Consider the following 23,966-nt stretch of genomic DNA (forward strand, 5'->3'; position numbering starts at 1 on the left):
AACACAACTTTCTCCTGACGGTCTCGCCTGTCAAGCACGGGCCTCAAGCGCAAGCCGTAATGGTCCGTCACAATTGGGATAACATCGACCGCTGTGGGAGCGTGGGGCAGCAATCGGGCGCTTTAGCGGAACAAAACGTAGACAGTCTGGTCTTTCCCCACCGAATCACTACATTCGGGGCAATGTCCGGCTTTTCCGAAGACATGCCCTTTTTCGACGAACCCAACGCGCGGCCCACGGCCCCGTCGGGCATCGCCGCGCGCGCCATGGCTGCCCGCAGCGGACACAACAACGCGCCCGACTATCTCAAGGGGCTGAACCCCGAGCAGAGGCTGGCGGTGGAAACCACCGAAGGCCCGGTTCTGGTGCTGGCCGGAGCGGGCACCGGCAAGACCCGCGTGCTCACCACCCGCATCGCCCACATCCTCGCCACCGGCAAGGCGTTCCCGTCGCAGATCCTCGCGGTGACCTTCACCAACAAGGCCGCGCGCGAGATGAAAATCCGCATCGGCGTGCTGATCGGCGAAGGCAATGTCGAGGGCATGCCCTGGCTCGGCACCTTCCACTCGATCGGCGTTAAGCTGCTGCGCCGCCACGCAGAACTTGCCGGCTTGAGATCCGACTTCACCATCCTCGACACCGACGACGTCGTGCGGCTGATCAAGCAGCTGATCCAGGCCGAAGGGCTGGACGACAAGCGCTGGCCGGCCAAGCAGTTCGCCCAGATGATCGACGGCTGGAAGAACAAGGGCCAAGGCCCGGCCGACATCGCCGAGGGCGATGCCCGCGCCTTCGCCAATGGCAAGGGCCGCGAACTCTACAAGGCCTATCAGGAGCGGCTGAAGACGCTGAACGCCTGCGATTTCGGCGACCTGCTCTGCCACCCGATCCGCATCTTCCGCGCCAATCCGGACGTGCTGAAGGAATACCACAAGCGCTTCAAATACATCCTCGTCGACGAATACCAGGACACCAACACCGCCCAGTACATGTGGCTGCGGCTTTTGGCGCAAAGGCCGGAGGCAGGGCGCGCGTCATCGTCGAAGGATTTGCATTCGGCCGAAGGCCGCAAGCCCGACCGGGCGTCCGAGCCGTTGCGAGGCCCCCGCGGAGGGCCCGCGCCGGCAGGCGCGGAGCAGCCCGCGAGCGAAAACAAAGTCAACATCTGCTGCGTCGGCGACGACGACCAATCCATCTATGGCTGGCGCGGCGCCGAGATCGACAACATCCTGCGCTTCGACAAGGATTTTCCCGGCGCCACCATCATCCGGCTGGAGCGCAACTACCGCTCGACTGCGCACATCCTTGGCGCTGCCTCCCACCTCATCGCCCACAATGAGGGCCGCTTCGGCAAGACGCTGTTCACGGACCGCAACGATCCCGAAGACGGCAAGGTCCATGTCCACGCCGCCTGGGATTCCGAGGAAGAAGCGCGCGCCGTGGGCGAGACCATCGAGACCTACCAGCGGCAAAAGCACAATCTCAACGACATGGCGATCCTGGTCCGTGCGTCCTTCCAGATGCGCGAGTTCGAGGACCGTTTCGTCACGCTCGGCCTCAACTACCGCGTCATCGGCGGCCCGCGTTTTTACGAGCGCATGGAAATCCGCGACGCGATGGCCTTCTTCCGCGTCGTCGCGCAAGGCGCCGACGACCTCGCCTTCGAGCGCATCGTCAATGTGCCGAAGCGGGGGCTGGGCGAAGCCACCATCCGCCAGATTCACGACACCGCGCGTGCGCTGCGCATCCCGATGCTGGAAGCCGCCGCCAAGCTGGCCGAAAGCGACGAGTTGAAGCCGAAGCCGCGCGCCGCACTGCGCGAGGTCGCGGCCAATTTCGAGCGCTGGCAGAAGGCGCTGGAAACCACGCCGCACACCGAACTCGCCGAGACCATTCTCGAGGAGAGCGGTTACACCGACATGTGGAAGAACGACCGCTCGGTCGAAGCCCCAGGCCGGCTGGAGAACCTGAAAGAACTGATCCGCGGCATGGAGGAGTACGAATCGCTGCGCTCCTTCCTCGAGCATGTCGCACTGGTCATGGATGCCGAGCAGAATGCCGGCCTCGACGCCGTCAGCATCATGACGCTGCATTCGGCCAAGGGCCTCGAATTCGAAACCGTCTTCCTGCCCGGCTGGGAGGAAGGCTTGTTCCCGCATCAGCGCGCGCTCGATGAAGGCGGCCGCTCCGGACTGGAGGAAGAGCGCCGCCTTGCCTATGTCGGCCTGACCCGCGCCAAGAAGAACCTGCATCTGTGGTTTGTCTCGAACCGCCGCATCCACGGCCTATGGCAGTCGACCATCCCGTCGCGTTTCCTCGACGAATTGCCGGAAGCCCATGTCGAGGTCGCTGAAAGCGGCAATTCCTACGGCGGCTACGGCAATTCCTATGGCGGCGGTTCCTTTGCCTCCGGCCGCGGCGGCCAGGGTGCAGGACGGCAGAACCCCTATGGCGCCTCCCGCTTCGACAATGTCGGCGCCGACAGCGAAAAATCCGGCGCCTTCTCCAACACCTATGCGACACCGGGCTGGCAGCGCGCCCAGGCCAACCGCACCGAGGCGACCGACCGCAACTGGGGCTCGCGCTCCGGCCATCAGGTCGAGCGCATCGGCTACGGCGAGACGGACAGCGGTTACGGCGCCGGCCGCACCTCGGTCAAGGGCCGCACCATCGACGGCGAACTGGTCGCCAAATCCGTCTCCGACACGCCGTCCGCCTTCAACGTCGGCGACCGCGTCTTCCACCAGAAATTCGGCAACGGCAACATCTCGGCCATCGAAGGCAACAAGCTGACCATCGATTTCGACAAAGCCGGCCAGAAACGCGTGCTGGACGGGTTTGTCGCAGCGGTGTGAGGCCCACTTGCCTCGTTGTCCTACAAGCGACCGCCTTGTGTATGCGTCTACTTTGACAATACGATCATCACTTCAACAACATCCAACATATCATTTCTCTGGCGGAAGCCCCCACCTCCGTCATCCACGGGCGAAGCAGGAGCGCAGCGACGCAGCGCAGACCCGAGGATGACGAAACGATGGGCATCTCCGCCAATCGTCAAGGCAAGCGGTTCGCCAACGAAACAGCCCCTCACCGATACCGTGCCTGGTTCCACTTATGCCCCAGCAGCGACAGGATGATGATCAGTCCGTTGAAGAACTGCACGTAGAAGCCGCTCAATCCCGCCGCCACGACGCCGGTCTGGATGAAGGACACGGTGACGGCCCCGATGGCACCGCCGACCACGGTTCCGATGCCGCCCCAGGTCGGCGTGCCGCCGACGAACACCGAGGCCAGCACCGGCAACAGATATCCGTCGCCGGCGGTCGGCCACCAGGTGAAGTTGATCATCACTGAGAAGGTGCCGGCGATCGCAGCGCCGATGCCGACGAAGACGAACACTTTGACCCGCACGCGCTTGACGTCGATGCCCATCTGCTGGGCGCTGTCGGGATTGTCGCCGACCACCCTCACCTGCGCGCCGAAGCGATGCCTGTTGTAGAGCATCGCCGACAGCACGACGAAGCCGATGGCCCACAATATCTGCACCGGAATGCCCAGGACCTGGCTGGAAAAGATCGTGTAGGCCCAGCTATCGCTGAGGCTGGTCAGCGCCATCGACTTGCCTTCGTTGATGATCTGGATCAGGCCGCGCAGCAGGAAATTCATGCCGAGCGTGGCGATCAGCGACGACAGCCCGCCATAGACGACCAGCGAGCCTACCAGGAAGCCGAGCAGCATGCCGGTGACGAGTGCCGCGGCGATGCCGAGAAACGGATCGTAGCCGGCCTGCACGACCAGCGCGAAGACCCATGAGGCAAAACCCATTGTTGCCGGAAACGACAGGTCGATCTCGCCGCAGGTGACGACGAAGACCAGCGGCACCACCACGAACAGCGCCACCGGCAAGGTCGTCAGCACCGAGCGGTAGAGATACCAGGTGGTGAAGACGGTCGGGTTGGCGATCATGAACACCGCCATCATGACGATGAACACGGCGAGCGTGCCGAGCGCGGCACGATTGTCGAGGATGAAACCGCGCATCCAGTGGTCGGATGGGTGCTTCCACTCCTTCTGGGCACTGGGGCGGGGAATGCCGGCGGACGGCTCGTGCAGGTCGGGCTCCATGGTCTTGCTCATCGTGCTCTCTGCTCCGCGTCGCCGGCATCGTGCAGCCCGGCCAACCCGCCGGGATGCGCGACCTCTTCCATGAAGTTGATGAGATCTTCGGCCGACTTGACCTCGCTGCGGTCGGTCGTCAGTGCAACCTTGCCACGGTCGAGCACGACGAAGCGATCGGCGATGTCGAAGACATGATGGATGTTGTGGCCGATGAACAGGATCGAGCGGCCGCTCGCCCGCACCTGGCGAACGAAATGGAACACCTTGGCGGTTTCGGTCAGCGACAGCGCCGTCGTCGGTTCGTCGAGGACGATCAGCTCGGCCTGCTTGTAGATGGCGCGGGCGATCGCCACGCCCTGGCGTTCGCCTCCCGAAAGCTGGCCGACGATCGACTGCGGCGTGAACACTTTCGAGGTGAAGCCGATCTCGCGCATCAGCCGGCTCGCCTCCACGATCTCCTTGTTGACCCTGAGAAAGCCCATGAAGCCGGTCAGCTCGAGGCCCATGAAGATGTTGCGAACGATGGTCTGCTGCACGGCCAGCGCCCGGTCCTGGAAAACCGTCTCGATGCCGGCCTCGCGGGAACGCGCGGCGCTCCACCCGGTCACCGGCTTGCCGCGCACGAGAATTTCGCCGCTGGTCGGCTTGACCACGCCGGAGAGGATCTTGATCAGCGTCGACTTGCCGGCGCCATTGTCGCCGAGCAGGCCGACGACCTCGCCGCGGTCGACGCTGAGATTGACCCCGCCCAGTGCATAGACCTGGCCATAGGATTTGCTGATGTCGCGCAGTTCGATGAGGCGTTCTGCCATCGGATCCTCGCTTTGATTGTCTCGTGCCGGCTTCGTCGCCAGCGGTCCCGCCGGCCGGGGCCTGAGATCCCGGCCGGCGGCTTGGGAGGTCAGCGCAGCGCCTGCTTAGCGAGCTCAGCGACGATCTCATAATTCTCGGGCGTGACGAAACCGGCGCCGGTGTCGACATTCATCGGCGCCAGCCCCAGCACAACCTGCTGGCAGAGGCTGAGGATCGGCAGATAGCCCTGCAGGAACGGCTGCTGGTCGGCGGTCAATTGCACCCAGCCGCCCTTGAAGCCCTCGACGATCTGCGGGCTGGTGTCGAAGCCGAAATTGAAGATCTCGCCGGCCTTGCGTCCGGCCGCCTGCATGTAGGTCGAGACATTGCCGAGCATCTGCCCGCCGGGATAGCCGACCGCCTTGACGTCGGGATTGTTGAGCAGCGCCGCGGTGATCACCGGAATGGCCAGATTGGGATCGGACGCCCATTCGCCGCTCGGCGGTGAGGACAACTGGATGACCTCGACGCCGGCTTCCTTGAGCGCTGCCACCGTGCCGCGCTCGCGCGCGCCGCGACTTTCGTTTTCGAACGGACCGATCATGATCGCCTTGTCGCCGGCCTTCAGCTTGCCCAGCTTGAACGCCTCGGCGCCGAGCGCGCGGCCCTGCTGTTCCTGCTGGGCCCCGACATAGCCGCCGCCGAACGCTTCCACCACCTTCGGCACCGGCACGTTCTGGTACATCATCTTGATGCCGTCCTTGTGCGCCTGTTCAGCGAGCGGCATGATCGACGCGTCGCCCGGATGGCCCATCATGGCGATGCCGTTGGGCTTGACCGCGACGGCCTCGCGCAGTTGCTGCACCATCTTTTCGATGTCCCACTGGGAGAAGATGTAGTCGACCTTCGGCCCGAGATCGGCCTCTGCCTGCTTGGCGCCATTGTAGACGATGGTGCCGAAAGCGTCGCCCTCGGCGCCGCCGACGAAGAAGCGGATGTGGACGTCCTTGCACCATTTGGTGTCGAGCGCCTGCGCGGGCAGGGTGGAGATCGCAGCGGCAAGCACCGTGGCGGCGGCCACGACGGTCGAGCGCAGAACTGTCCTTCTCATCGTCATGCTCATGCACTTATCCTCCCTTTTTGTCCTCGCAAGCGAGGGGTTTCGACATTCGCTTCGGCAATGTGCGTTGCAGACATCCCGGCCGGCTCCTCCCGCCGGCCGATCCTCACATCGGATTCGGCAGGTAGCTGGCCCCTCCCCGGCATTGCCTGAGATATTCCAGCGCCCGCACCTGGCCGGTGATCTCGAGGTCGCCGCGATAGACCGGGTCGTGCCAGCCTTCGATGTCGATGGCCCCCTTGTAACCGGCCAGCCTCAATTCGCTGATCACCCGCGTCCAGTCGCTGTCGCCGAAGCCCGGCGTCCGCATCTGCACGAAGGGCAGCCGGCCGAACACGCCATGCTCGCGGATGACATCCCAGCGCACCGTCGCGTCCTTGCCGTGGACGTGGAAGATGCGCGGCGCCCATTTGCGGATCTGCGGCATGGGGTCGATCAAATAGACGAGCTGGTGGCAGGGCTCCCATTCCAGTCCGAGATTGTCGTCAGGCACTTCATTGAACATCAGCTCCCAGGCGTCGGGATTGTGGGCGATGTTCCAGTCACCGGCGGCCCAGTTGCCGTCCATTGCGCAGTTTTCGAAGGCGATCCGCACGCCCTTGTCGGCGGCGCGCCTGGCCAACGGTCCCCAGACCTCCTTGAAGCGCGGCAGGCTGTCCGTCAGCTTCTTGCCGCGCAGGCGGCCGGTGAAGCCGCTGACCATCGAGGTGCCGAACAGATGCGCATTGTCGATCACCGTCTCCCAGGCCTTGAGCACGCCGCGATCGACCTCGCCTTCCTCCAGCGGGTTGCCGAACACGCCGAGCGAGGACACGGTGACGTCGGCATCGCCGATCGCCTCGCGGATCTGGCCGGCCAGCCGTGGCAGATCCTTGCCGCCCAGCGTCTGCCAGAAGAAGGGTTGGATGCTCTCGAAGCCGAGCGGCAGGATCTGTTTGATGTAAGCCGCCGGGTCGTCGAGATTGGCCCGCACCATGGTGCCGATCCGGATGTCGAGAAGCGGGTTCGGCGTCATTGTGCGTCCTCTGCGATTGTCACGCGGCGGCCGGTCTCGGCGCTTTCGATGGCGCCAAAAACCATGGCCAGGCTCTTGATGTTGTCGGCGCCGCGCGTTTCCGGCTCGGTGCCGGTCTCGATGGCGTGCATGAAATCCTGGATGATGCCGAGATGGCCGTCGATGCGGTCGGACGCATCGAGCGGCGGCACCTCGATCGGCTGGGTTTTGTCGAACATCCCGTCGCGGCCCGGCATCACTGCTTCTGCCCTTAGGTCGTCATGGCCGTCCCAGATGAGGCTGCCGCGCTCGGCAACGATGCGCCAGCTGCCCTCCCAGCTGGTGCGGAAGCCGGCCGCGCACCAGCTACCCGCATAGGTGAAGACCTTGCCGCCGCCGAGATCGAAGACAGCACTGGCCGACGATCCCTGCCGGTACCAGGAATTGGAGGGCTCCCATTCCTGGCAATGGACGCCGGCCGGCTCGCCATTCACCATGTAGCGGGCAGCATCGAATGTGTGGATCGCCATGTCGAGCAGCAGGACATGGGCCATCTCCTCGCGAAAACCGCCGAAATGCGGTGCGACGAAAAAGTCGGCGTGGATGCTGGTCGGCGTGCCAATGGCGCCGGAGTGCAGGAATCTGCGGATGCGCCTGACATTGGCGACATAGCGGCGGTTCTGGACGACGGCATGGATGCGCCCGGCGCGGTGCGCGGCCTCGACGATGGCGCGCGCATTTTCCCGACTGTCGGCGAGCGGCTTTTCCGTCAGCAGATGGCAATTGTGAGCAAAGGCGGATAGCGCTACTTCGCGCCGTGCGGCGGGAACCACCACATCGAACACAGCTTGCGGTCTGGTCTGGTCGAGCACAGCGTCGAGATCGCTGCCGATAACGGCACTGCTGAGATCGTATTCACGCGCCCTCGCCCGCGCCCTGTCGGCGTCGAGGTCGACAAGGCCGACAATGGCGAGCCCGTCGATCTGCCTGGTGGCATCGAGCCAGGCCTTGCTCATCGCTCCGCAGCCGACCAGGACGGCATTTATCATCCGGCGCTTCTCCTCCGCTCGGTCCCTCCAGACCGATCGTCACGGCATCCACGGCATCCACGGCAAGACCGTAAACGTTTTTCCGTAAACGTTTACGAGAACACACCCGAAGGCGTAGAATGTCAATTGGCCCTTGGCGAAAATCGTCCTGTCGCCTTGGCCTCAGCGGCTACCGGTGCTAGCCAAGCAAGGGGGAGTACAGTCAGTTGGCATCCAGCATTCACGATCTTGCCCGTCACCTGAACATTTCGATCGGCACGGTGTCGCGGGCGCTGAACGGCCGCGCCGACGTCAATGCCGACACGCGCCAGCGCGTGCTCGAGGCGGCCAGGACGCTCAATTATTCGCCGAACCAGTCCGGCCGCAGTCTCAGGCAAGGCGCTACCCATTCGATCGCCTTCATGCTGCAGCCGCATCCGGGCGACCAGCAATATGGCGAGCCGTTCTTCATTCCATTCCTGATCGGGCTGCAGGCCAGGCTTGCGGAAAGCGGGCTCGACCTGATCGTGGTCATGGGTGCGCCGGGCGACTACCAGCAGGAGCGCCTGCGCCGCGTCGTCGAGACGCGTCGCGCCGATGCGGTGCTGCTGGCCTGGACGCGGCGCGAGGATGAACGCATCGACTATCTCACCCAGGCCGGCTTTCCCTTCGCCACGCTTGGCCGCAGCCGCTCCGGAACCAAGTCCTACCCTTCCCTCGACCTCGATTTCGAGAAGGCCGGCGCCGACGCGGTCGACCGCCTTGTGGCGCGCGGCCACCGCCGCATCGCCGCCGTCCGCCCGTCGCTCGACCTCAATTTCGGCTATCTGTTCCTGGCCGGCTACCGCAAGGCCTTGCGGCGGCACGGCATCGAGGTCGACCCCGAGCTGATCGCGTCCGGCTTCATCAACGAGGCCGGCGGCTACGAAGTGACGCCGCAGGTGATGCGCTCCAAGGCCCCGCCAACCGCCATCATCTTCAACAATGATGCGATGGCGCTTGGCGGCTGCAAGGCACTGGCCGAGATGGGTATCAGGCCGGGTCACGACATGGCGGTGACCGTCATCGTCGACACGCCGCTTTGCCGCTATTTCTCGCCGGCGCTGACCGCCTTCCGTCCGGCACTGGAGCCGATGGGGCAGCGGCTCGCCGAAATGCTGCTGGCGTCGCTTCCCGCCTTCGCCGGCCCCGAGGGGCCACGGATCATCAGAGAGGTCTGGCCGCTGGAGCTGGTGGCGCGCGACAGCGATTGATGAAAGCACAAGCCGGTAAAGGCGCTCAATCCACCTTCTTCTCGCCCGCCTCCCCGGCCTTGACGATATCCCCCGTGGTGAACAGGATTTCCTTCAGTTCCGCCCGCCAGTCCTTCTTCTGGCGCAGAAGGAATTCGAGATCCATGCCGAAGTGCTTGAACTCCTCGCTCTGCGCGTTCTTCATGATGGCGCGCGCCTGCGGGTCTTTCTCCACCGACATGCGCTGTTCGTACCAGCTGATCGCTTCCGCCTCCTCGATCAGCGAGGTGATCATGCGGGCAAAGGTCCGCACCTCCTGCGTCAGTTCCTCGGGCGGTTCGTGATATTGGTCGAAACCCATGGCGTCCTCCCCTCAAACAGCAGACCGGTGCGCAGTGCACCGGCCGCAACCTTGAATGCGCGGGACGCGCTGTAGGTTCCGGATCGCGCCACAACCAGGGCGATCAGCGAGAGCCAGCCTTAAGATACCGGCGCCGCTCCGCCCTCTGCCGTGCGCCGCGCGATGAACTCATCCAGCACGCCTGAGGTCGCGACGGCCGAGGCCGGTGGCGCGAAATCGGCAAGCACCCGCCGCCAGACGCCGGTGGCGCGCTCGCTTGCCGTCTTCGAGCCGCTTTGCGTCCAGTTGCCGAAATTCGACCAGTCGGCCACCAGCGGCTCGTAGAAGGCCGTGCGGTAGCGCGCCATGGTGTGGCCGGCCGAGAAGAAGTGGCCGCCCGGCTGCACCTCGGCGATCGCTTCGAAGCCGATCGCATCGGTGTCGCCGGGCGTCGCGGCGCAAAGTTCAGCCACCGTCTGCAGCGCCTCGATGTCGGTGACCAGTTTCTCGAAGGAGACGCTGAGGCCGCCCTCCAGCCAGCCGGCGGCATGGATGCACATCGTCGCTCCAGCCAGCACCGAGCCCCACAGCGCGAATTGCGTCTCGTGCGCGGCCTGCGCGTCGGAGATGTTAGCCGCACTGCCGCCGCCGGACCGCCAGGGCAGCCCGGTGAAGCGCGCCAGCTGACCGGCGCCCAACGTCGCCTTGACATGCTCGGGCGTGCCGAAGGCGGGCGCCCCGGATTTCATGTCGACATTGGAGGAGAACGAGCCGTAGACGACCGGCGCACCCGGCCGCACGATCTGCGCCAGCGTCAGCCCGGCCAGCGCCTCGGCATGCTGCAGCGTCAGCGCGCCGGCGACCGTGATCGGCGCCATGGCGCCCGCCAGGCAGAACGGCGTGATGACGGAAACTTGCCCCGCGCGGGCGAAGTCGATGATGCCTTGCGCCATCGGGATGTCGAGCTGGCGCGGCGAGTTGGTGTTGATGACGGTGTAGCAATGCGCACCCGCCAGAAACTCGTCCTGCGACAGGCCGCGCGCCAGCCGCAGCATCTCGAACCCGTCCTCGACCTGCGGCGTGCCGCGCGCGAAGACGAACGGAAACTTGTCCGACAGCGTCAGCTGCGCGCGGTTGACGGCATAGTGGCGAAAGCGGTTGTCGACATCCTGCGGCTCGATGCAGGGTCCGAGCATATGCAGCACGTCGAAATTCTGCACCAACCGCATGAGATCCTCGAAATCCGCCAGCGTTCCGGGCCGCCGGCCGCGCTCGAGATCGGTGACGTTGGGCGCCCCGCTTCCGGCCAGGAAGGTCATCGAGCCGAGTTCGAGCGTCAGATCGCGGGCGCGCGAACCGGCATGGGCGAGGATCGATCTCGGCGCCGAGGCGAGTGCCGCCGTCACCATGTCGCGGCCGATGCGCACCATGTCGGTGTCCGGATCGACCAGCGCGCCGGCACTGGCGAAATACGCGCGCGCTTGCGGCAGCAGCACCTTGATGCCGAGCTCTTCCAGCACCCGCAGCGCCGTGTCGTGGATTGAAGCCACCTGATCGTCCGAAAAGATCGGCTGCGGCAGGAACGGGTTCTTCAGCGAATGGTAGTTCGGCCGGCGGCTGCTTTCGCTGCCGGCCTCGCCCGTGCGTCCACGCCGGCGTTCACGCCTGCCGTCCCGTGCCGCGTCATCGACCATCGGAAATCCTCCTCATTGCCGCATTGCCTTGCCCTCGGGATCGTAGGGCGAGGCCGCGACGACACGCGCCAGCCGTTCCTCACCCACGACATGCACGGAGAGCGCGGTGCCCTCGTGTGCAACATCGCGGTCGACCAGCGCCAGCGCCAGGCTCTTGCCGACTGTATAGCCATAGCCGCCCGAGGTGACGAAGCCGACGCGCCTGCCCTGATGCCAGACCGGCTCGAAGCCGCTGGCGTCGGCGTCGAGCGCATCGATTTCCAGCGTCACCAGGCATTGGCCGCTGCCGGCCTCACGCTGTTTCAACGCTGCTTCGCGGCCGGTGAAGTCGCCCTTGCCGAAAGCGATGAAACGGTCGAGACCGGTCTGGCCCGGCGTATAGCCTTGCGTGAATTCGCGCGACCAGATGCCGAAGCTCTTTTCAAGCCGCAGTGCGTTGAGCGCATAGTAGCCGATTTCGGCCAAGCCGAGATCCTCGCCCGCAGCCAGCAGCGTGTCGCGCAGAGTGGCATGCATGGTCACGGGGCAACTGATTTCGAAGCCGAGCTCGCCTGATATCGACAGCCGCGCCACACGTGCCTGCACCATGCCGATATCAAATGCGCCACAGGCCATAAATTGCAATGCTGCGCCCGACACATCCTGATGCGTTGTGCGCTCCAGGATCTTGCGCGCATTGGGCCCGGTCAGCAGGAAACCACTCGTCGTGTCGGAGAGGTCGATGACGGTGACGCCCTCAGCCGCATGGTTCTCGAACCAGCGCATGTGGAATTCCCGGAGATAGTAGGAGCCCATCAGCCAATAGTCGCCGCCGCCCCAGTTGAAGACGGTGAGGTCCCCCTTCAGCCGTCCGTCATGGCCGAGCATCGGCGCCAGGCCGGCCCGCCCCGGCTTCGGCAATCTGCAGGCGAGCAGCCGGTCCAGCCACGCTTCCGCGCCGGCCCCCGAAACGCAATAGCGCGCATAGGCCGAGATATCGACGAGACCGGCGGCGCGCCGCACCTGCAGCGCCTCCTCGCCGACGATGTCGAAGGCATTGGAACGCCGCAGCGTCGTGTTCTCTCGAAATGCCATCGGCGCGAAATAGGCCGGGATTTCCAGCCCCCAGGACGCCGTCCATTCGCACCCCGCCCCGCTCATGCCGTCATAGGCGCCGGGGCGTTTCAGCGGCCGGCCGGCGGGCAGCCGTTCATTGGGAAAGGTCATGACGAAGCGGCGCGAATAGAACTGGCGCGTCGTCTGCCTGAGATATTCCCGGTTGGCGGCGAAGCCGCCATAGCGGGCGATGTCCATTCCGAAGATGTCGGCCTGCGGCTCACCATAAATCATCCATTCTGCCAGCGATTTGCCGACGCCGCCGCCCTGGCTGAAACCGGCCATGACGCCGCAGGCGACCCAGTAGTTCTTCAGCCCGCGCACCGGCCCGACGATCGGATTGCCGTCCGGCGTGAAGGTGAAGGCGCCGTTGACCCATTTGCGGATGCCGGCTGTCGCCAGGCAGGGAAAGCGCTCATGCGCCTTGGCGAGTTCCGGGCTGATGCGGTCGATGTCTTCCGGGATCAGCTCGATGCCGTAGTCCCACGGCGCGCCGTCCATGTTCCAGTGCTTGGGATTCTGCTCGTAGACGCCAAGCAGCACGCCCTTGCGCTCTTGCCGCAGGTACGAGAAGCCATCGAGATCGACGGCGATGCCGATTTCCCTGTCCAGGGCCGCGATCTCCGGAATGTCCTCGGTGATGAAATAGTGGTGCTCCATCGGCGTCACCGGCAGGTCGACACCGGCCATGCGGCCGAGCTGCTTTGCCCACAGCCCGCCGGCATTGACGACATGCTCGGCGATGATTGTGCCCTGCTCCGTGAGGACGTTCCAGCGACCGTCGGCGCGCACCTTCAGCTCGACGACCCGGTTGCGCAGGATGATGTCGGCGCCGCGCTTTTTTGCAGCACCGGCATAGGCATGCGTGGTGCCGTACGGGTCGAGATGGCCTTCGTTGGAATCATGCAGGCCGCCAAGCACGCCGGCGACGTCGACGATCGGGCAGATCGCCTTGATCTCGTCGGGCGTGACCAGGCGCGCGGTCTCGATGCCGACCGACTGGAACACCGCCCAGGCCGATTTCAGCCACTCCCAGCGCGCGGGATCGCTGGCGATGTTGACGCCGCCGGTCATGTGCAGGCCGATATCCTGGCCGGATTCGGCCTCGATTTCGCGGTAGAGATTGATGGTGTAGTCCTGCAGCGCCGCCACGTTGGGATCGGCGTTGAGCGCATGGAAGCCTGCCGCCGCGTGCCAGGTCGAGCCGGCCGTCAGTTCGGCGCGCTCGATCAGCGCCACATCGCTCCAGCCGAACCGCGTCAAATGGTAGAGCACCGAGGCTCCGACCACGCCACCTCCGATGACGACTGCGCGGTAGTGCGACTTCAAGGCTTCCCCTCCACGGTTGGTCCGAAGGCCAGACCATATACGTACTAGACATAAGTGTCCAGTATCGGCACAGCCGCGCGCCTTCTCGGCGACCGGGGCCCGACGGAGTGATCAATTGTTTCCGCCAGGCACACGTTTTTATCGGCGCGTGAAGAAGACGGCCGGCATGCACCGCGCGCTGTCACGCAAGCATCATGTTCGCGCCGTAGACCGCGTTCGGGGAGACGCACGCGGCATCATCGATGTCGCACCTTTTTCATTTTTCCATCCTGCGGCCGCTCCGGCACATCCGTCACAAAGAGGATTATCCATGAAACACCTGTATCGAACCGCGTCACTCGGCGTCGCGCTGGCCTTGTTCACCGCCTTGACGCCGGCGCTCGCCGGCAGCACCGCGACCGTCGGCGGCCTCGTCAACAAGGGGCTGGTCGGCGTCGGCCGCATCCCGGCGGCTCAGCGCGACAAGTTCGGCGAGACGTTCGGCTCTGGTTCCGGCATGGCGATCGACACATCAGGCTGGACGCGTGACGCCGGCGGCTACAAGGGTTCGCTCTGGTTGCTGCCGGACCGCGGCTACAATGTCGTCGGCACCACCGACTACCGGCCGCGCCTCAACACCATTGGCATCGAATTTGTCCCGGTTGCACCGGGTGCGGCACCCGCTGCCGGCCAGGAGCAGACGGGCGTCAAGGCGACTCTCGCCGACACCATGCTTCTCACCGACGACAAGGGCGCTGATGCCACCGGCCTCGATCCGCTCAACGGCGTGCGCGCGGCAAGCGGCGGCATGCCGATCCTGCCCGAAGCCAATGGCAAGCTGGCGCTCGACAACGAAGCGATCGTACGGCTGCCCGACGGCACCATGTTCATCTCCGACGAATACGGCCCCAACATCTACCGGTTCTCCGCCGACGGCCATCTGTCGTCGGCGACCCAGCCACCGGCTGCGCTGGTGCCGATGCGCCACGGCGCGCCGAACTTCGCCTCGGACAATCCAGGCCCAGGTGCTGCCGAACCCGATCCGAAGGATCCCGACACCGGCCGCCAGAACAATCAGGGCCTCGAAGGCATGGCGATGACGCCGGACGGCAAGTTCCTGATCGCGGTGCTGCAGTCGGCGCCCCGCCAGGATGGCGGCGATTCGCCCGCAACGCGCCAGAACACCCGCGCCCTGGTCTACGACGCATCCGACCTCGGCCATCTCAAGCTGGCGCATGAGTATGTCGTGCCGCTGCCGGTGTTCAAGGATGCCAAGGGCAAGACCAAGGTCGCCGCGCAGAGTGAGATCGTGGCGCTCTCCGACAAGACCTTCCTGATGCTGGCGCGCGACAGCGGCAACGGCCAGGGGCTGAAGGGTGACACCTCGCTGGTGCGCCAGATCCTCGTCGTCGACGTCTCGGCCGCGACCGACATCGCCGGCGGCGCCTTCGATGCCGCCGACAAGCCGCTGGCGCCCAAGGGCGTGCTCGACCCGTCGGTGACGCCAGCCAAGCTGACGCCGTTCATCGACATCAACGACAAGGGCGAACTCGGCCGCTTCGGCCTGCACAATGGCGCGCCGAACGACAAGAACAACCTGTCGGAGAAGTGGGAGGCGATGTCGGTGGTCAGCGTTCTCGATCCGAAGCTGCCCGACGACTACTTCCTGTTCGTCGCCAACGACAACGACTTCCTCGCCCAGGACGGTTTTCAGGTCGGCGCGCCCTATAAGGCCGAAGACGGCGCCGATGTCGACACCATGTTCCTGGTCTATCAGGTCACGCTGCCGGGTCTCGCCAAGAAGTAATTACCACTGCCAAGCGGGCGCGCTTGGCGCGTCCGCTGGGGCGCGCGGCTGGCATGAACGAGGCAGCGGCCTTTCAGCCGTGCGGCGCGTTCGCAAGGGTGCATCTCGGTCCCGCCTGCGATATCATCGGGGACCGGATCCAAATCACCATCTGCCGAGCTGCCCGCCATGGACGAAAAAATGCCCGCGCGCCGGCGCACCGGGGACCTGACCAGCGGCCCGATCCCGCGCACGCTCTTGCTGTTCGCCCTGCCGGTGCTCGGCTCCAACGTGCTGCAGTCGCTCAATGGTTCGATCAACGCCGTCTGGGTCGGCCGTTTCCTCGGCGAATCGGCGCTGACCGCCACCTCCAACGCCAACCTCGTCCTGTTCCTGATCCTCGGCACTGTGTTCGGCATCGGCATGGCGGCCACCATTCTGGTGGCCCAGTCGGTCGGTGCCCGCGACCTGCCCGAGGCGCGCCGCATCGTCGGCACCAGCGCGACGTTCTTCTTCCTCGTCTCGGTTATCTTCGCAGTCTGCGGCTGGATCTGGGTCGACGCCATTCTCAACACGCTCGGCACACCGGCCGATGCCTTGCCGCTGGCGCGGTCCTATCTGCGCATCATCTTCGTCGCCGTGCCGATGATGAACCTTCTGTCCTTCGTCATGACCGTGCTGCGCGGTGCCGGCGATTCACGCACCCCCTTCCTCTTCATGGCGCTGGCCGTCGTCCTCGACATCGTGCTCAATCCAGTGCTTATCCGCGGCATCGGGCCGTTTCCCGAACTCGGCATCGCCGGATCGGCCACGTCGACGCTGATCGGCCAGACGGTCAGCGTGATCGCCATCCTGATCGTGCTCTACGTGCGCAAGCATCCGCTGCGGCTGGCCGGCGCCAACCTCGCTCTGCTGCGGCCCGATCCCACCTTGCTTCGCATCGTCGTTTTCAAGGGCGTGCCTATGGGCCTGCAGATGATCGTCATTTCGGCGGCGGCACTGACGGTGATGGGCATCGTCAATTCCTACGGCTCACAGGTCGCCGCCGCCTACGGCATCGCCGCCCAGCTGTGGACCTACATCCAGATGCCGGCGCTCGCCATCGGCGCCGCGGTGTCCTCGATGGCGGCACAAAATGTCGGCGCCGGGCGCTGGGACCGGATCGGCCGCATCGCCGCCTCCGGCGTCGGCTTCAATCTGGTCCTGACCGGCGCGCTGGTTGCCGTGCTGTCGGTTTTCGACCGTTCGGTGCTGAGCCTGTTCCTGAGCAGCGACAGCGCGGCGATCGACATCGCCGTCCACATCAACAATGTCGCCTCGTGGTCGTTCATCCTGTTCGGCGTAACCATCGTGCTGTTTGCCACGGTGCGTGCCACGGGTGCCGTGATGCCGCCGCTGATCATCCTGGTGATCTCGGTCCTGGTCGTGCGCACCGGCTTTGCCTATTTCATGCGAGGCGTGATCGGCGAGGAAGCGCTGTGGTGGAGTTTCCCGGCCGGTTCGATCAGCTCGCTTATACTGGCCGCCGCCTACTACCGTTTCGGCCGCTGGCGCACCAAGCACATGATCGAGAACAGGCCGGCCGCCGGCGAGCCGCCGGACACCGGTCTTGGCGTGCCGCGCGGACGCGCGCATCTTTCGCCTGAAACACCGAACGGTTGAAGCCAACCCGGTTCCGCTGGACCGCTCCAAGGCTCAACGCCCGTGTTGTTTCAGCCCAAAAGCCAGTGCCACCAACGCAAACGCCACAATCATGCCGGCGAACGCCACGCTGGCAGTGATGGGACTGGCATAGGTCGAAACGATGCCGATGCCGATGACGGGCAAGGCATTGCCGACAAAGCAGCAGATGAAGAAGCTGGACACCACTTCGGCGCGACGATCCTTCGGCGCGATCTCGTTCACCACTTGCAGCCCGCCACGGTAACCAAGCGCCGCCGCAACGCCGCAACAGGCCGTCGCAGCAACCAGCAGTGCCATCGAGGCCAGTGTCTGCGCCGCCACCACCAACAAGACGCTTGGGATCATCAATGCCAGCGCAGCCAGCATCGCTTTGTTGCTCTTCATGTGCATCAGAACGACAATGCTGATCGCGGTGACGATCGCCAGTTCGAAGAACAGCGCGCCGGCGACGGCATGGTTGGCCTCATGCAGCTGCTGCGCCAGGATACTCGGCGCCAACGCGGCGTAGAACCCGACCAGCGCCATCGCGCCGAAGCCGGTCACCGCCGGCGCGACGAAGCGCGCACGGATTTCCTCCGGGACGGAAAGTTGCGGCCGCAAGGAAAACCGCCCGAGGCCGCCCGGCTTCGCCACCGTTTCGCGCGTGCGCCAGACCAGGATCGTTACCACCAGAAGTGCTGCCAGATAGACGATGAAGATCAGCCGCAACGGCCATGGCTCATATTCAGCCAGAAGGCCTGAAATCAAGGCGCCAAAACCGAGGCCGAGGAAATTGGTGCCGGTGGCAATCACACTGGCGCGCGACTTGTCGGCGCCGGGAAGAAGCTCGGCAATCCACGCGGTTCCGGTCCCCGCGCCGACGCCGATGCCAAGCCCGCTCGGATGCGGGCGACGTCGAGCGAGGCGACGTTTCCGGCAAACAGGAAGACAAGCGCACTGACGATGGCGACAAGCATGGCCGCCAGGCTCGCGGGCCGGCGCCCGACAACATCGGACACCCCGCCGAACATCAGCAATGCCGCCAGATTGCCGACGACATACACGGCGTAAATCAACGTCAGGGTGATTTGTGAAAAGCCGAATTGCTGCTTGTACACGATATAGAGCGGCGTCAGCACCGTGCTGCCGGCAAACAGCACCGCAATCATCGCGGCGACCGTGGGGATTGCAAGGGCATCGCCACCTGCCCCTTCATGCGTATGAGCAAAATCGCGAATGGCCATGGCCAACCTCGTCACCAATTTCGGGGATCGAGGATTTAACGCGGTTTCATCCACGACGTTCCAGCCGACAGGCAGGCTCCTGACAGCACGGTGGACATTGCTCGAGCGGGATATCCGCCGGCTGAACAGGCTCGGATCGGGGCCAGCGGCTCCGGTCCGTCATCTATCGCTCAACCGGTCGGCCTCACCTGCAAGGAAAGCCGGGCGCGATCTTGCACTTGCCGGGACGCGGCCTGTGCGGCGGCCGATGGTGCGGAGGACGGTGCGGCTTGTGCCAGTGTGGCGGCCGATGCGGCGGACGCACGATGATGATTGGCGGGCGAACGATCTGGGAGCGTTCGAGATAACCGGCGCTGGCCCAGCCGCTCACGCCGCCGCCATGGATTCTACACCAGCCCGGCTGGCAGCCGGTGACATTGACCCTGAGGCCGGCGGGCAGCGTTCCCACCCTGGCGTATCCCGCTCCCGGCCCGCTACGGACGTTGAGGTTGGTCGACGTGTGGGCGCTGTAGGCGAAGGCCGCGGCGGACGTCCCGAAGACCGCGGCCAGGATGGTCGCGACCACAAGCAGAAAACGAAATCTCATCAGTCCCCTCCATTCGAATCCGGCCGTTCATCTGCTTCGGCCAAGACTGCCCTGCGAGAGGAGTGGCCAAGCCAGAAAAAGTCAACAGGTGGGCGGCCGTAACCGTCCTGACCAGCGGGACTGATGCCGGATTTTCTTTGGACATGGTTGAGGAATTTCCCGGTTGCCATTTATTGGCTCCTCAACATCCGCTAGCGTTTACTCTCTTTCGACAATTCATCGCGGGCAAAGGTGTGATCCATGGGCAAAGGCAGGGTCGAGGCATTCACAGATGGCGTCGTGGCTATCATCATCACCATCATGGTGCTTGAGTTGAAAGTGCCGCATGGCGAGGATTTCTCCGCCTTGGCGCCGTTGTGGCCGATCTTCTTCTGCTACGTGCTGTCCTTCATCAATGTCGGCATCTACTGGAACAACCTGCACAACATGTTCCACGCCGTGCAGCGGGTCGACGGGCGCGTGCTGTGGGCGAACCTCAATCTGCTGTTCTGGCTGTCGCTGATGCCGGTGACGACAGCCTTCATGGGCGAGAACCACTTTGCGCCGGTGCCGGTCGCGGTCTATGGCACCGACCTCGCGCTATGCGCCATCGCCTACACCATACTCGCCGCCGCGCTGCATCGCCTGCACGGCAATGATACCGCCTTTGCGAAGGCGCTGGGTACTGACCGCAAGGGGAAGCTCTCGCTGGCTGTCTACATCGCAGCCGTCGTGCTGACCTTCGTCAGCCAGTGGATCGGCGTCGCGCTCTATGTGCTGGTCGCGATGATATGGCTCGTACCGGATACGCGCTTTGCGCGGGTGATCGAAAAGTAGCTGTTTTCACGCATTTTCAACGGAAAGCGCTACACGGCTTTCCCGGGTGCCCTACTTCCGCATCGCTTTCAGTTTTTCCGCCACCGATGCGGCGAGGTCGGCATAGCGCTCCTCCAGCCGTTCCGCGGCCTTGATGATCGAGAAATCATGGCCGAACTTTTCCAGCGCCATGCGCAGTTTCTCGACGAACTCGGCTTGTTTCTCCAGGGCGGAAAAGAGCGTCTTCACCTGCGTTTCGCTGATGTCGGGATTGGCCAGCATCTGCGGCACCTCGCGGCCCATCTGGTCGCCAATGGCGGTCTGTTCCTTCAGAATTGCAACCCAGTCCGTCAATCAGGAAATCTCCGTTTGCCCCCAGGGCCAAAGTTGTTTTGTGCCCAGGGCAAAATCTCTTTTTGCGGAGGCAAAGGGCAACATGCGCAGCCTCGACCGAACTGGTCAACCCGACAAGGCGAGCAGAGGCTTGCACCGGCCGGTTCCGGCGCTAAGTTCGGCGCCATCGAACAAGGAACCCATCGCCCATGATCACCGACGCCGAGATCCAGACCGCCCTGCCCGCGCTTGCCCCAGGCAATGCCGCCGTGATCACCGGCGCCGCCAGCGGCATCGGTCTGGCGGCCGCCAAGCGGCTTGCACTGATGGACATGAAGATCGTGCTGGCCGACATTGCCGGCGCGCGGCTTGACGACGCCTCGCGCGCCGTTTCTGCGATTGCCGGCGACGATGCCGTGCTTGCCGTCGCCGTCGACGTTTCGAAGGCGGATGAGGTGGACCGCCTCGCCGAGAGGGCGTTCGGCGCCTTCGACGGCGTGTCGCTGCTGATGAACAATGCCGGCGTCGGCGACAATCCCGGAAAGCCATGGGAAAACCGCGATGCCTGGAAACGGCTGCTGGACATCAATTTCTGGGGTGTCGTGCATGGCGTGGAGGCCTTCGCGCCGCGCATGCTGGCCTCGGCCAGGCCGGGTCTGATCGTCAACACCGGCTCCAAGCAAGGCATCACCACGCCGCCCGGCAATCTTGCCTACAATGTCTCCAAGGCAGGGGTGAAAACCTTCACCGAAGGCCTGGCGCATGCGTTGCGCAACGAACCCGGCGCCCATGTCGCTGCCCATCTGCTGATCCCCGGCTTCACCTTTACCGGCCTGACCGAGGGCGCGACGGAAAAACCGGCCGGCGCCTGGACCGGCGAACAGGTTGTGGATTTCATGCTGGAATCCCTGACCAAAGGCGATTTCTACATCCTGTGCCCGGACAATGAGGCGGCCCGCCCGCTGGATGAAAAGCGCATGGCCTGGGCGATCGGCGACATCATCGAGAACCGCCCAGCCCTGTCGCGCTGGCATCCGGACCACAAGGACAGTTTCGCGGCGTTCATGAAGGACTGATCTTCAGGCCGCCTGCTTTTTCGACCCGCGCTTCCTCGTCACAACCTTCTTCGCTGCCATGTCGGCGATCTGTTCGTCATGCCGCTTTGCCGCACGCTCGCATTTGGCGCGGATTTCCTCGACTTCGGATTCGGTCAGATGCTCAATGCCGATGAAGTGGTTGTGGCCCTTGCCGACCCGGATCAGTTCGTCGAGCTTGGCCTGGATCGCCGCGCCGTCGCGGTTCTGAGTGTTCTGGATCAGGAAGACCATCAGGAAGGTGATGATGGTCGTGCCCGTGTTGATGACGAGTTGCCAGGTGTCCGAGAAGCCGAACAACGGACCGCTCACCGCCCAGACGATGACGATCAGGCAACAGACGGCGAATGTCGGCGGCAGGCCGGCTATGCGGGCGACCCAGTTGGCGACCTTGGTGAAATGCTTTTCCATCAATCGAAATCCTCAACGCTGCGGCGCGATGAGAAACAACCACCGACCGTTTCAGGTTCCCGATGCAAACGAATAGGTAAGTGCAATCGAATGCACTCATAAGGAGAATAAGGCAAAAAACACACCTTATGGGTTCAATGCCACAGTAATCCTGCAGGCAAGAGTGCCTGTTCCTTCCGCTTCACAGCGGTTTACCTCCAGCCCCTTCCGCCGCGCCACCCCCGCATGGCGGAAGGGGTTTCCTGTTTGCAGAGCTCAGACGGCGTCGTTTTCCCAGCGATCGAGGAACGCTTCGATCGGCATTGCCTGCATGTCGGGAACCGCTCTGGCGAGCTTTTCGACCGGCCAGTCCCACCAGGCGAGAGTTTCGATACGCGCCGCGATATCCGCAGCGAAGCGTGGCCGGAGAGCCTTCGCCGGCACGCCGGCGACGATCGTGTAGGGCGGCACATCACGCGTCACCACTGCGTTGGCGCCAACCACCGCGCCATTGCCGATGGTGATCCCGGGCATGATCACCGCGCCGTGGCCGATCCAGACATCATGGCCGATGGTCACGGCTTTCGCTTGCCGCCGCTCGCGGAAAGCGGCATCGACGCCCAGCCAGCGAAAATACTCGTTCGGCCGGTAGCTGAGCTTGTGCTGTGTCAGCCGCTCTATGGGATGCTCCAGCGCATTGATGCGGCTGTTGGCGGCGATCGAGCAGAATTTGCCGATCGTCGTGTAGATCGCTTCCGAATGGCGTTCGAAATAGGAGAAGTCGCCGACATTCACCTCGCGCAGCACCACCCGCTCGCCGATCGAGGCATAGCGGCCGAGCTTGCACGCCTTCAGTTCCGCGGTCGGATGGATGCGCGGCTCGGGGTCTTTCGGGACGAGATTTTCGGAACGGTCCATGCGGCGGCTTTACCCCTAGGCGATTGGTCCCGCAAGCGGGGCCAATCGTCCGTCCGATCGTTCCCCAGCAAGGCTTCGCCCGAGCGATTGGTCCCGCAAGCGGGACCAATCGTCCGTGATACCGGCCCCCGCGAAGGAGTGCGGCCCCCTATTGCGGCTTGCCTTTGCTCCACACCACGTTCTGGCCGTAGAGCGGCACGGTGGTGACCGACATTTTGGCCGAGCCGTTCTGCACCTGGCGCGAATGCGAGAGATAGATCAGCGTCTCGTTGGCCTTGTCGTAGATGCGATTCACCACCTGCTTCTTCCAGATCAGGCTGATGCCTTGCTTGAACACTTCCTCGCCGCCCTCGCTCATGTCGATGTCACCGATGGTGATCGCACCGGTCTGGCGGCAGGAGATCGACGAATCGGACGGATCCTCGAACCAGTTGCCCTTGTGCAGGCGATCGATGATGCCGCGATCGAAATAGGAGACATGGCAGGTCACGCCCTCCACCTTGGGGTCCTTGATCGCCTCGACGATGATGTCGTTGCCAAGCCAATCGACGCCGACCTTGCCGACTTCATCGGCCACGGCGGCCCCGGCGCCAAGGATAACGCAGGCGGCCAAGGCGCCGCCGATCAGTTTTCGCCCAATCAATCCGTGCCCAATCATTCGTGGCAAAAGAGCCTCCTGCGGTTCGAGTTGCCGGCCACAGGTGGGGCGAGCAGCCCGGCTTTGCAAGCAGATAGGTCGACATCACTGCGGTTGCGGCAACGCGGCACTTTGCCTGTGCGGGGCCGAACCGCTAAGACTGTCGCACAGGCGCGGCATTGAGCCGGCGCGGCGATTTCTGCGGACGGGCTTTTCTGATGATGCGTTCTATCCTGGTCGGCATTCTCGTCCTGATGGCGGCCGGCATCGGCTGGCTGACCTTCGACTGGTACCGCGGCCACTATGGCGGCGAGCCCTTCGGTGCCGCCTTCACCCTGGTCGACCAGAAAGGCACGCCGATCACCGAAGCTGCCTTCCGGGGCCAGCCCAGCGTCGTCTTCTTCGGCTTCACCCATTGCCCCGAGGTCTGCCCGACCACGCTGTTCGAACTGGCCGGCTGGCTGAAGACGCTCGGCGACGACGGCAAGAACCTGCATGCCTATTTCGTCTCGGTCGATCCCGAGCGCGACACGCCGGAAGTGATGAACGCCTATGTCAGCAATTTCTCCGACCGCATCGTCGGCATCACGGGCACTCCAGACAAGGTCCATGCCATGGCCAAGTCGTTCGGCATCTACTGGAAGAAGGTCGACACCGGCGATGGCGACTATACGATGGACCACACCGCCTCGGTGCTGTTGCTCAACGCCAAGGGCGACTTTGCCGGCACCATCGCCTATGGCGAAAGCGCCGATACGGCCATCGCCAAGCTGAAGCGGCTGGCGGCGAAAGGCTGATC

Annotated in this window: 20 protein-coding genes and 1 pseudogene; 7 read left to right on the forward strand and 14 right to left on the reverse strand. The window is 64.3% G+C overall.

Translation table 11 applies throughout. The annotated features are described in order from the left end of the window. Window positions 1–182 precede the first annotated feature (182 nt). The gene (locus LB558_RS12960) at window positions 183–2,855 is read left to right on the forward strand and encodes an ATP-dependent helicase (RefSeq protein WP_224697902.1); all 2,673 of its coding nucleotides are present in this window, start codon (window positions 183–185) and stop codon (window positions 2,853–2,855) included. Window positions 2,856–3,087: 232 nt separating this feature from the next. Here the strand turns inward: LB558_RS12960 and LB558_RS12965 are convergent, their stop codons facing one another. The 5 genes from LB558_RS12965 to LB558_RS12985 all read right to left on the reverse strand — a co-directional run bounded on the left by LB558_RS12965 (window position 3,088) and on the right by LB558_RS12985 (window position 8,074). Beyond that, window positions 3,088–4,137: an ABC transporter permease gene (locus LB558_RS12965; RefSeq protein WP_224697903.1), complete on the reverse strand. Its 1,050-nt coding sequence runs from the start codon at window positions 4,135–4,137 to the stop codon at window positions 3,088–3,090. Beyond that, window positions 4,134–4,931 (reverse strand): ATP-binding cassette domain-containing protein, encoded by a 798-nt coding sequence (locus tag LB558_RS12970; protein ID WP_224697904.1) that lies wholly within the window; start codon window positions 4,929–4,931, stop codon window positions 4,134–4,136. Before LB558_RS12970 ends, LB558_RS12965 begins: the two co-directional genes overlap by 4 nt. Window positions 4,932–5,020: 89 nt before the next feature. Continuing rightward, complete coding sequence (locus LB558_RS12975) at window positions 5,021–6,034, reverse strand: substrate-binding domain-containing protein (protein WP_224697905.1); 1,014 nt, start codon at window positions 6,032–6,034, stop codon at window positions 5,021–5,023. A 103-nt stretch (window positions 6,035–6,137) separates the two neighbouring features. Further along, on the reverse strand, window positions 6,138–7,046 hold the full coding sequence (locus LB558_RS12980; protein ID WP_224697906.1) for a sugar phosphate isomerase/epimerase family protein: 909 nt from the start codon (window positions 7,044–7,046) through the stop codon (window positions 6,138–6,140). Continuing rightward, window positions 7,043–8,074, reverse strand: a complete 1,032-nt coding sequence (locus LB558_RS12985) for a Gfo/Idh/MocA family protein (protein ID WP_224697907.1) — start codon at window positions 8,072–8,074, stop codon at window positions 7,043–7,045. The genes LB558_RS12980 and LB558_RS12985 overlap by 4 nt, the downstream gene beginning before the upstream one ends. Window positions 8,075–8,280: 206 nt before the next feature. Between LB558_RS12985 and LB558_RS12990 the strand changes: the two genes are divergently transcribed. Further along, a complete protein-coding gene (locus LB558_RS12990; protein WP_224697908.1) occupies window positions 8,281–9,306 on the forward strand; it encodes a LacI family DNA-binding transcriptional regulator in 1,026 nt (341 codons plus the stop codon). A 25-nt stretch (window positions 9,307–9,331) separates the two neighbouring features. On the opposite strand, the gene LB558_RS12995 is transcribed toward LB558_RS12990, so the two are convergent. The 3 genes from LB558_RS12995 to LB558_RS13005 all read right to left on the reverse strand — a co-directional run bounded on the left by LB558_RS12995 (window position 9,332) and on the right by LB558_RS13005 (window position 13,743). Beyond that, entirely contained in the window at window positions 9,332–9,646 is a 315-nt protein-coding gene (locus LB558_RS12995) for a hypothetical protein (protein WP_224697909.1), read from the reverse strand. Between the two features lie 119 nt (window positions 9,647–9,765). Further along, window positions 9,766–11,319, reverse strand: a complete 1,554-nt coding sequence (locus LB558_RS13000; RefSeq protein ID WP_224697910.1) for a trimethylamine methyltransferase family protein — start codon at window positions 11,317–11,319, stop codon at window positions 9,766–9,768. Window positions 11,320–11,331: 12 nt separating this feature from the next. After that, window positions 11,332–13,743, reverse strand: a complete 2,412-nt coding sequence (locus tag LB558_RS13005) for a GcvT family protein (RefSeq protein ID WP_224697911.1) — start codon at window positions 13,741–13,743, stop codon at window positions 11,332–11,334. Window positions 13,744–14,053: 310 nt separating this feature from the next. On the opposite strand from LB558_RS13005, the gene LB558_RS13010 reads away from it, so the two are divergent. Further along, a complete protein-coding gene (locus LB558_RS13010) occupies window positions 14,054–15,529 on the forward strand; it encodes an esterase-like activity of phytase family protein (protein ID WP_224697912.1) in 1,476 nt (491 codons plus the stop codon). A 168-nt stretch (window positions 15,530–15,697) separates the two neighbouring features. Then, window positions 15,698–17,170 (forward strand): MATE family efflux transporter, encoded by a 1,473-nt coding sequence (locus LB558_RS13015; protein ID WP_412033464.1) that lies wholly within the window; start codon window positions 15,698–15,700, stop codon window positions 17,168–17,170. Window positions 17,171–17,203: 33 nt separating this feature from the next. On the opposite strand, the pseudogene LB558_RS13020 reads toward LB558_RS13015, so the two are convergent. Further along, window positions 17,204–18,414: pseudogene (locus LB558_RS13020) on the reverse strand (MFS transporter). 184 nt (window positions 18,415–18,598) lie between these two features. After that, a complete protein-coding gene (locus tag LB558_RS13030; protein ID WP_224697915.1) occupies window positions 18,599–19,000 on the reverse strand; it encodes an SH3 domain-containing protein in 402 nt (133 codons plus the stop codon). 240 nt (window positions 19,001–19,240) lie between these two features. On the opposite strand from LB558_RS13030, the gene LB558_RS13035 reads away from it, so the two are divergent. Beyond that, window positions 19,241–19,816 (forward strand): TMEM175 family protein, encoded by a 576-nt coding sequence (locus tag LB558_RS13035; protein ID WP_224697916.1) that lies wholly within the window; start codon window positions 19,241–19,243, stop codon window positions 19,814–19,816. Between the two features lie 51 nt (window positions 19,817–19,867). Here the strand turns inward: LB558_RS13035 and LB558_RS13040 are convergent, their stop codons facing one another. Further along, on the reverse strand, window positions 19,868–20,149 hold the full coding sequence (locus LB558_RS13040; RefSeq protein WP_023813121.1) for a hypothetical protein: 282 nt from the start codon (window positions 20,147–20,149) through the stop codon (window positions 19,868–19,870). 188 nt (window positions 20,150–20,337) lie between these two features. On the opposite strand from LB558_RS13040, the gene LB558_RS13045 reads away from it, so the two are divergent. Further along, window positions 20,338–21,204, forward strand: a complete 867-nt coding sequence (locus LB558_RS13045) for an SDR family NAD(P)-dependent oxidoreductase (protein ID WP_224697917.1) — start codon at window positions 20,338–20,340, stop codon at window positions 21,202–21,204. A 3-nt stretch (window positions 21,205–21,207) separates the two neighbouring features. Here LB558_RS13045 and LB558_RS13050 read toward each other — a convergent pair whose 3' ends face one another. From LB558_RS13050 to LB558_RS13060, 3 genes are all read right to left on the reverse strand, one after another. After that, entirely contained in the window at window positions 21,208–21,633 is a 426-nt protein-coding gene (locus LB558_RS13050) for a low affinity iron permease family protein (RefSeq protein ID WP_224697918.1), read from the reverse strand. 255 nt (window positions 21,634–21,888) lie between these two features. Next, a complete protein-coding gene (locus tag LB558_RS13055; RefSeq protein WP_224697919.1) occupies window positions 21,889–22,530 on the reverse strand; it encodes a DapH/DapD/GlmU-related protein in 642 nt (213 codons plus the stop codon). A gap of 148 nt (window positions 22,531–22,678) precedes the next feature. Continuing rightward, window positions 22,679–23,188, reverse strand: a complete 510-nt coding sequence (locus LB558_RS13060; protein WP_224698038.1) for a CreA family protein — start codon at window positions 23,186–23,188, stop codon at window positions 22,679–22,681. 197 nt (window positions 23,189–23,385) lie between these two features. On the opposite strand from LB558_RS13060, the gene LB558_RS13065 reads away from it, so the two are divergent. Beyond that, window positions 23,386–23,964 carry an SCO family protein gene (locus LB558_RS13065; RefSeq protein ID WP_224697920.1) on the forward strand — a complete coding sequence of 193 codons (579 nt, stop codon included), beginning with the start codon at window positions 23,386–23,388 and terminating at the stop codon, window positions 23,962–23,964. Window positions 23,965–23,966 lie beyond the last annotated feature (2 nt).

The organism is Mesorhizobium sp. CO1-1-8 (assembly GCF_020164875.1).
Classification (GTDB): domain Bacteria; phylum Pseudomonadota; class Alphaproteobacteria; order Rhizobiales; family Rhizobiaceae; genus Mesorhizobium.

What these genes read in the sequence shown, in the direction of transcription:
- LB558_RS12960 (WP_224697902.1), top strand. Translation starts at nt 183, where the DNA reads ATGTCCGGCTTTTCCGAAGACATGCCCTTTTTCGACGAACCCAACGCG.
- LB558_RS12965 (WP_224697903.1), bottom strand. Translation starts at nt 4,137, where the DNA reads ATGAGCAAGACCATGGAGCCCGACCTGCACGAGCCGTCCGCCGGCATT.
- LB558_RS12970 (WP_224697904.1), bottom strand. Translation starts at nt 4,931, where the DNA reads ATGGCAGAACGCCTCATCGAACTGCGCGACATCAGCAAATCCTATGGC.
- LB558_RS12975 (WP_224697905.1), bottom strand. Translation starts at nt 6,034, where the DNA reads ATGAGCATGACGATGAGAAGGACAGTTCTGCGCTCGACCGTCGTGGCC.
- LB558_RS12980 (WP_224697906.1), bottom strand. Translation starts at nt 7,046, where the DNA reads ATGACGCCGAACCCGCTTCTCGACATCCGGATCGGCACCATGGTGCGG.
- LB558_RS12985 (WP_224697907.1), bottom strand. Translation starts at nt 8,074, where the DNA reads ATGATAAATGCCGTCCTGGTCGGCTGCGGAGCGATGAGCAAGGCCTGG.
- LB558_RS12995 (WP_224697909.1), bottom strand. Translation starts at nt 9,646, where the DNA reads ATGGGTTTCGACCAATATCACGAACCGCCCGAGGAACTGACGCAGGAG.
- LB558_RS13000 (WP_224697910.1), bottom strand. Translation starts at nt 11,319, where the DNA reads ATGGTCGATGACGCGGCACGGGACGGCAGGCGTGAACGCCGGCGTGGA.
- LB558_RS13010 (WP_224697912.1), top strand. Translation starts at nt 14,054, where the DNA reads ATGAAACACCTGTATCGAACCGCGTCACTCGGCGTCGCGCTGGCCTTG.
- LB558_RS13015 (WP_412033464.1), top strand. Translation starts at nt 15,698, where the DNA reads ATGGACGAAAAAATGCCCGCGCGCCGGCGCACCGGGGACCTGACCAGC.
- LB558_RS13030 (WP_224697915.1), bottom strand. Translation starts at nt 19,000, where the DNA reads ATGAGATTTCGTTTTCTGCTTGTGGTCGCGACCATCCTGGCCGCGGTC.
- LB558_RS13035 (WP_224697916.1), top strand. Translation starts at nt 19,241, where the DNA reads ATGGGCAAAGGCAGGGTCGAGGCATTCACAGATGGCGTCGTGGCTATC.
- LB558_RS13045 (WP_224697917.1), top strand. Translation starts at nt 20,338, where the DNA reads ATGATCACCGACGCCGAGATCCAGACCGCCCTGCCCGCGCTTGCCCCA.
- LB558_RS13050 (WP_224697918.1), bottom strand. Translation starts at nt 21,633, where the DNA reads ATGGAAAAGCATTTCACCAAGGTCGCCAACTGGGTCGCCCGCATAGCC.
- LB558_RS13055 (WP_224697919.1), bottom strand. Translation starts at nt 22,530, where the DNA reads ATGGACCGTTCCGAAAATCTCGTCCCGAAAGACCCCGAGCCGCGCATC.
- LB558_RS13060 (WP_224698038.1), bottom strand. Translation starts at nt 23,188, where the DNA reads ATGATTGGGCACGGATTGATTGGGCGAAAACTGATCGGCGGCGCCTTG.
- LB558_RS13065 (WP_224697920.1), top strand. Translation starts at nt 23,386, where the DNA reads ATGATGCGTTCTATCCTGGTCGGCATTCTCGTCCTGATGGCGGCCGGC.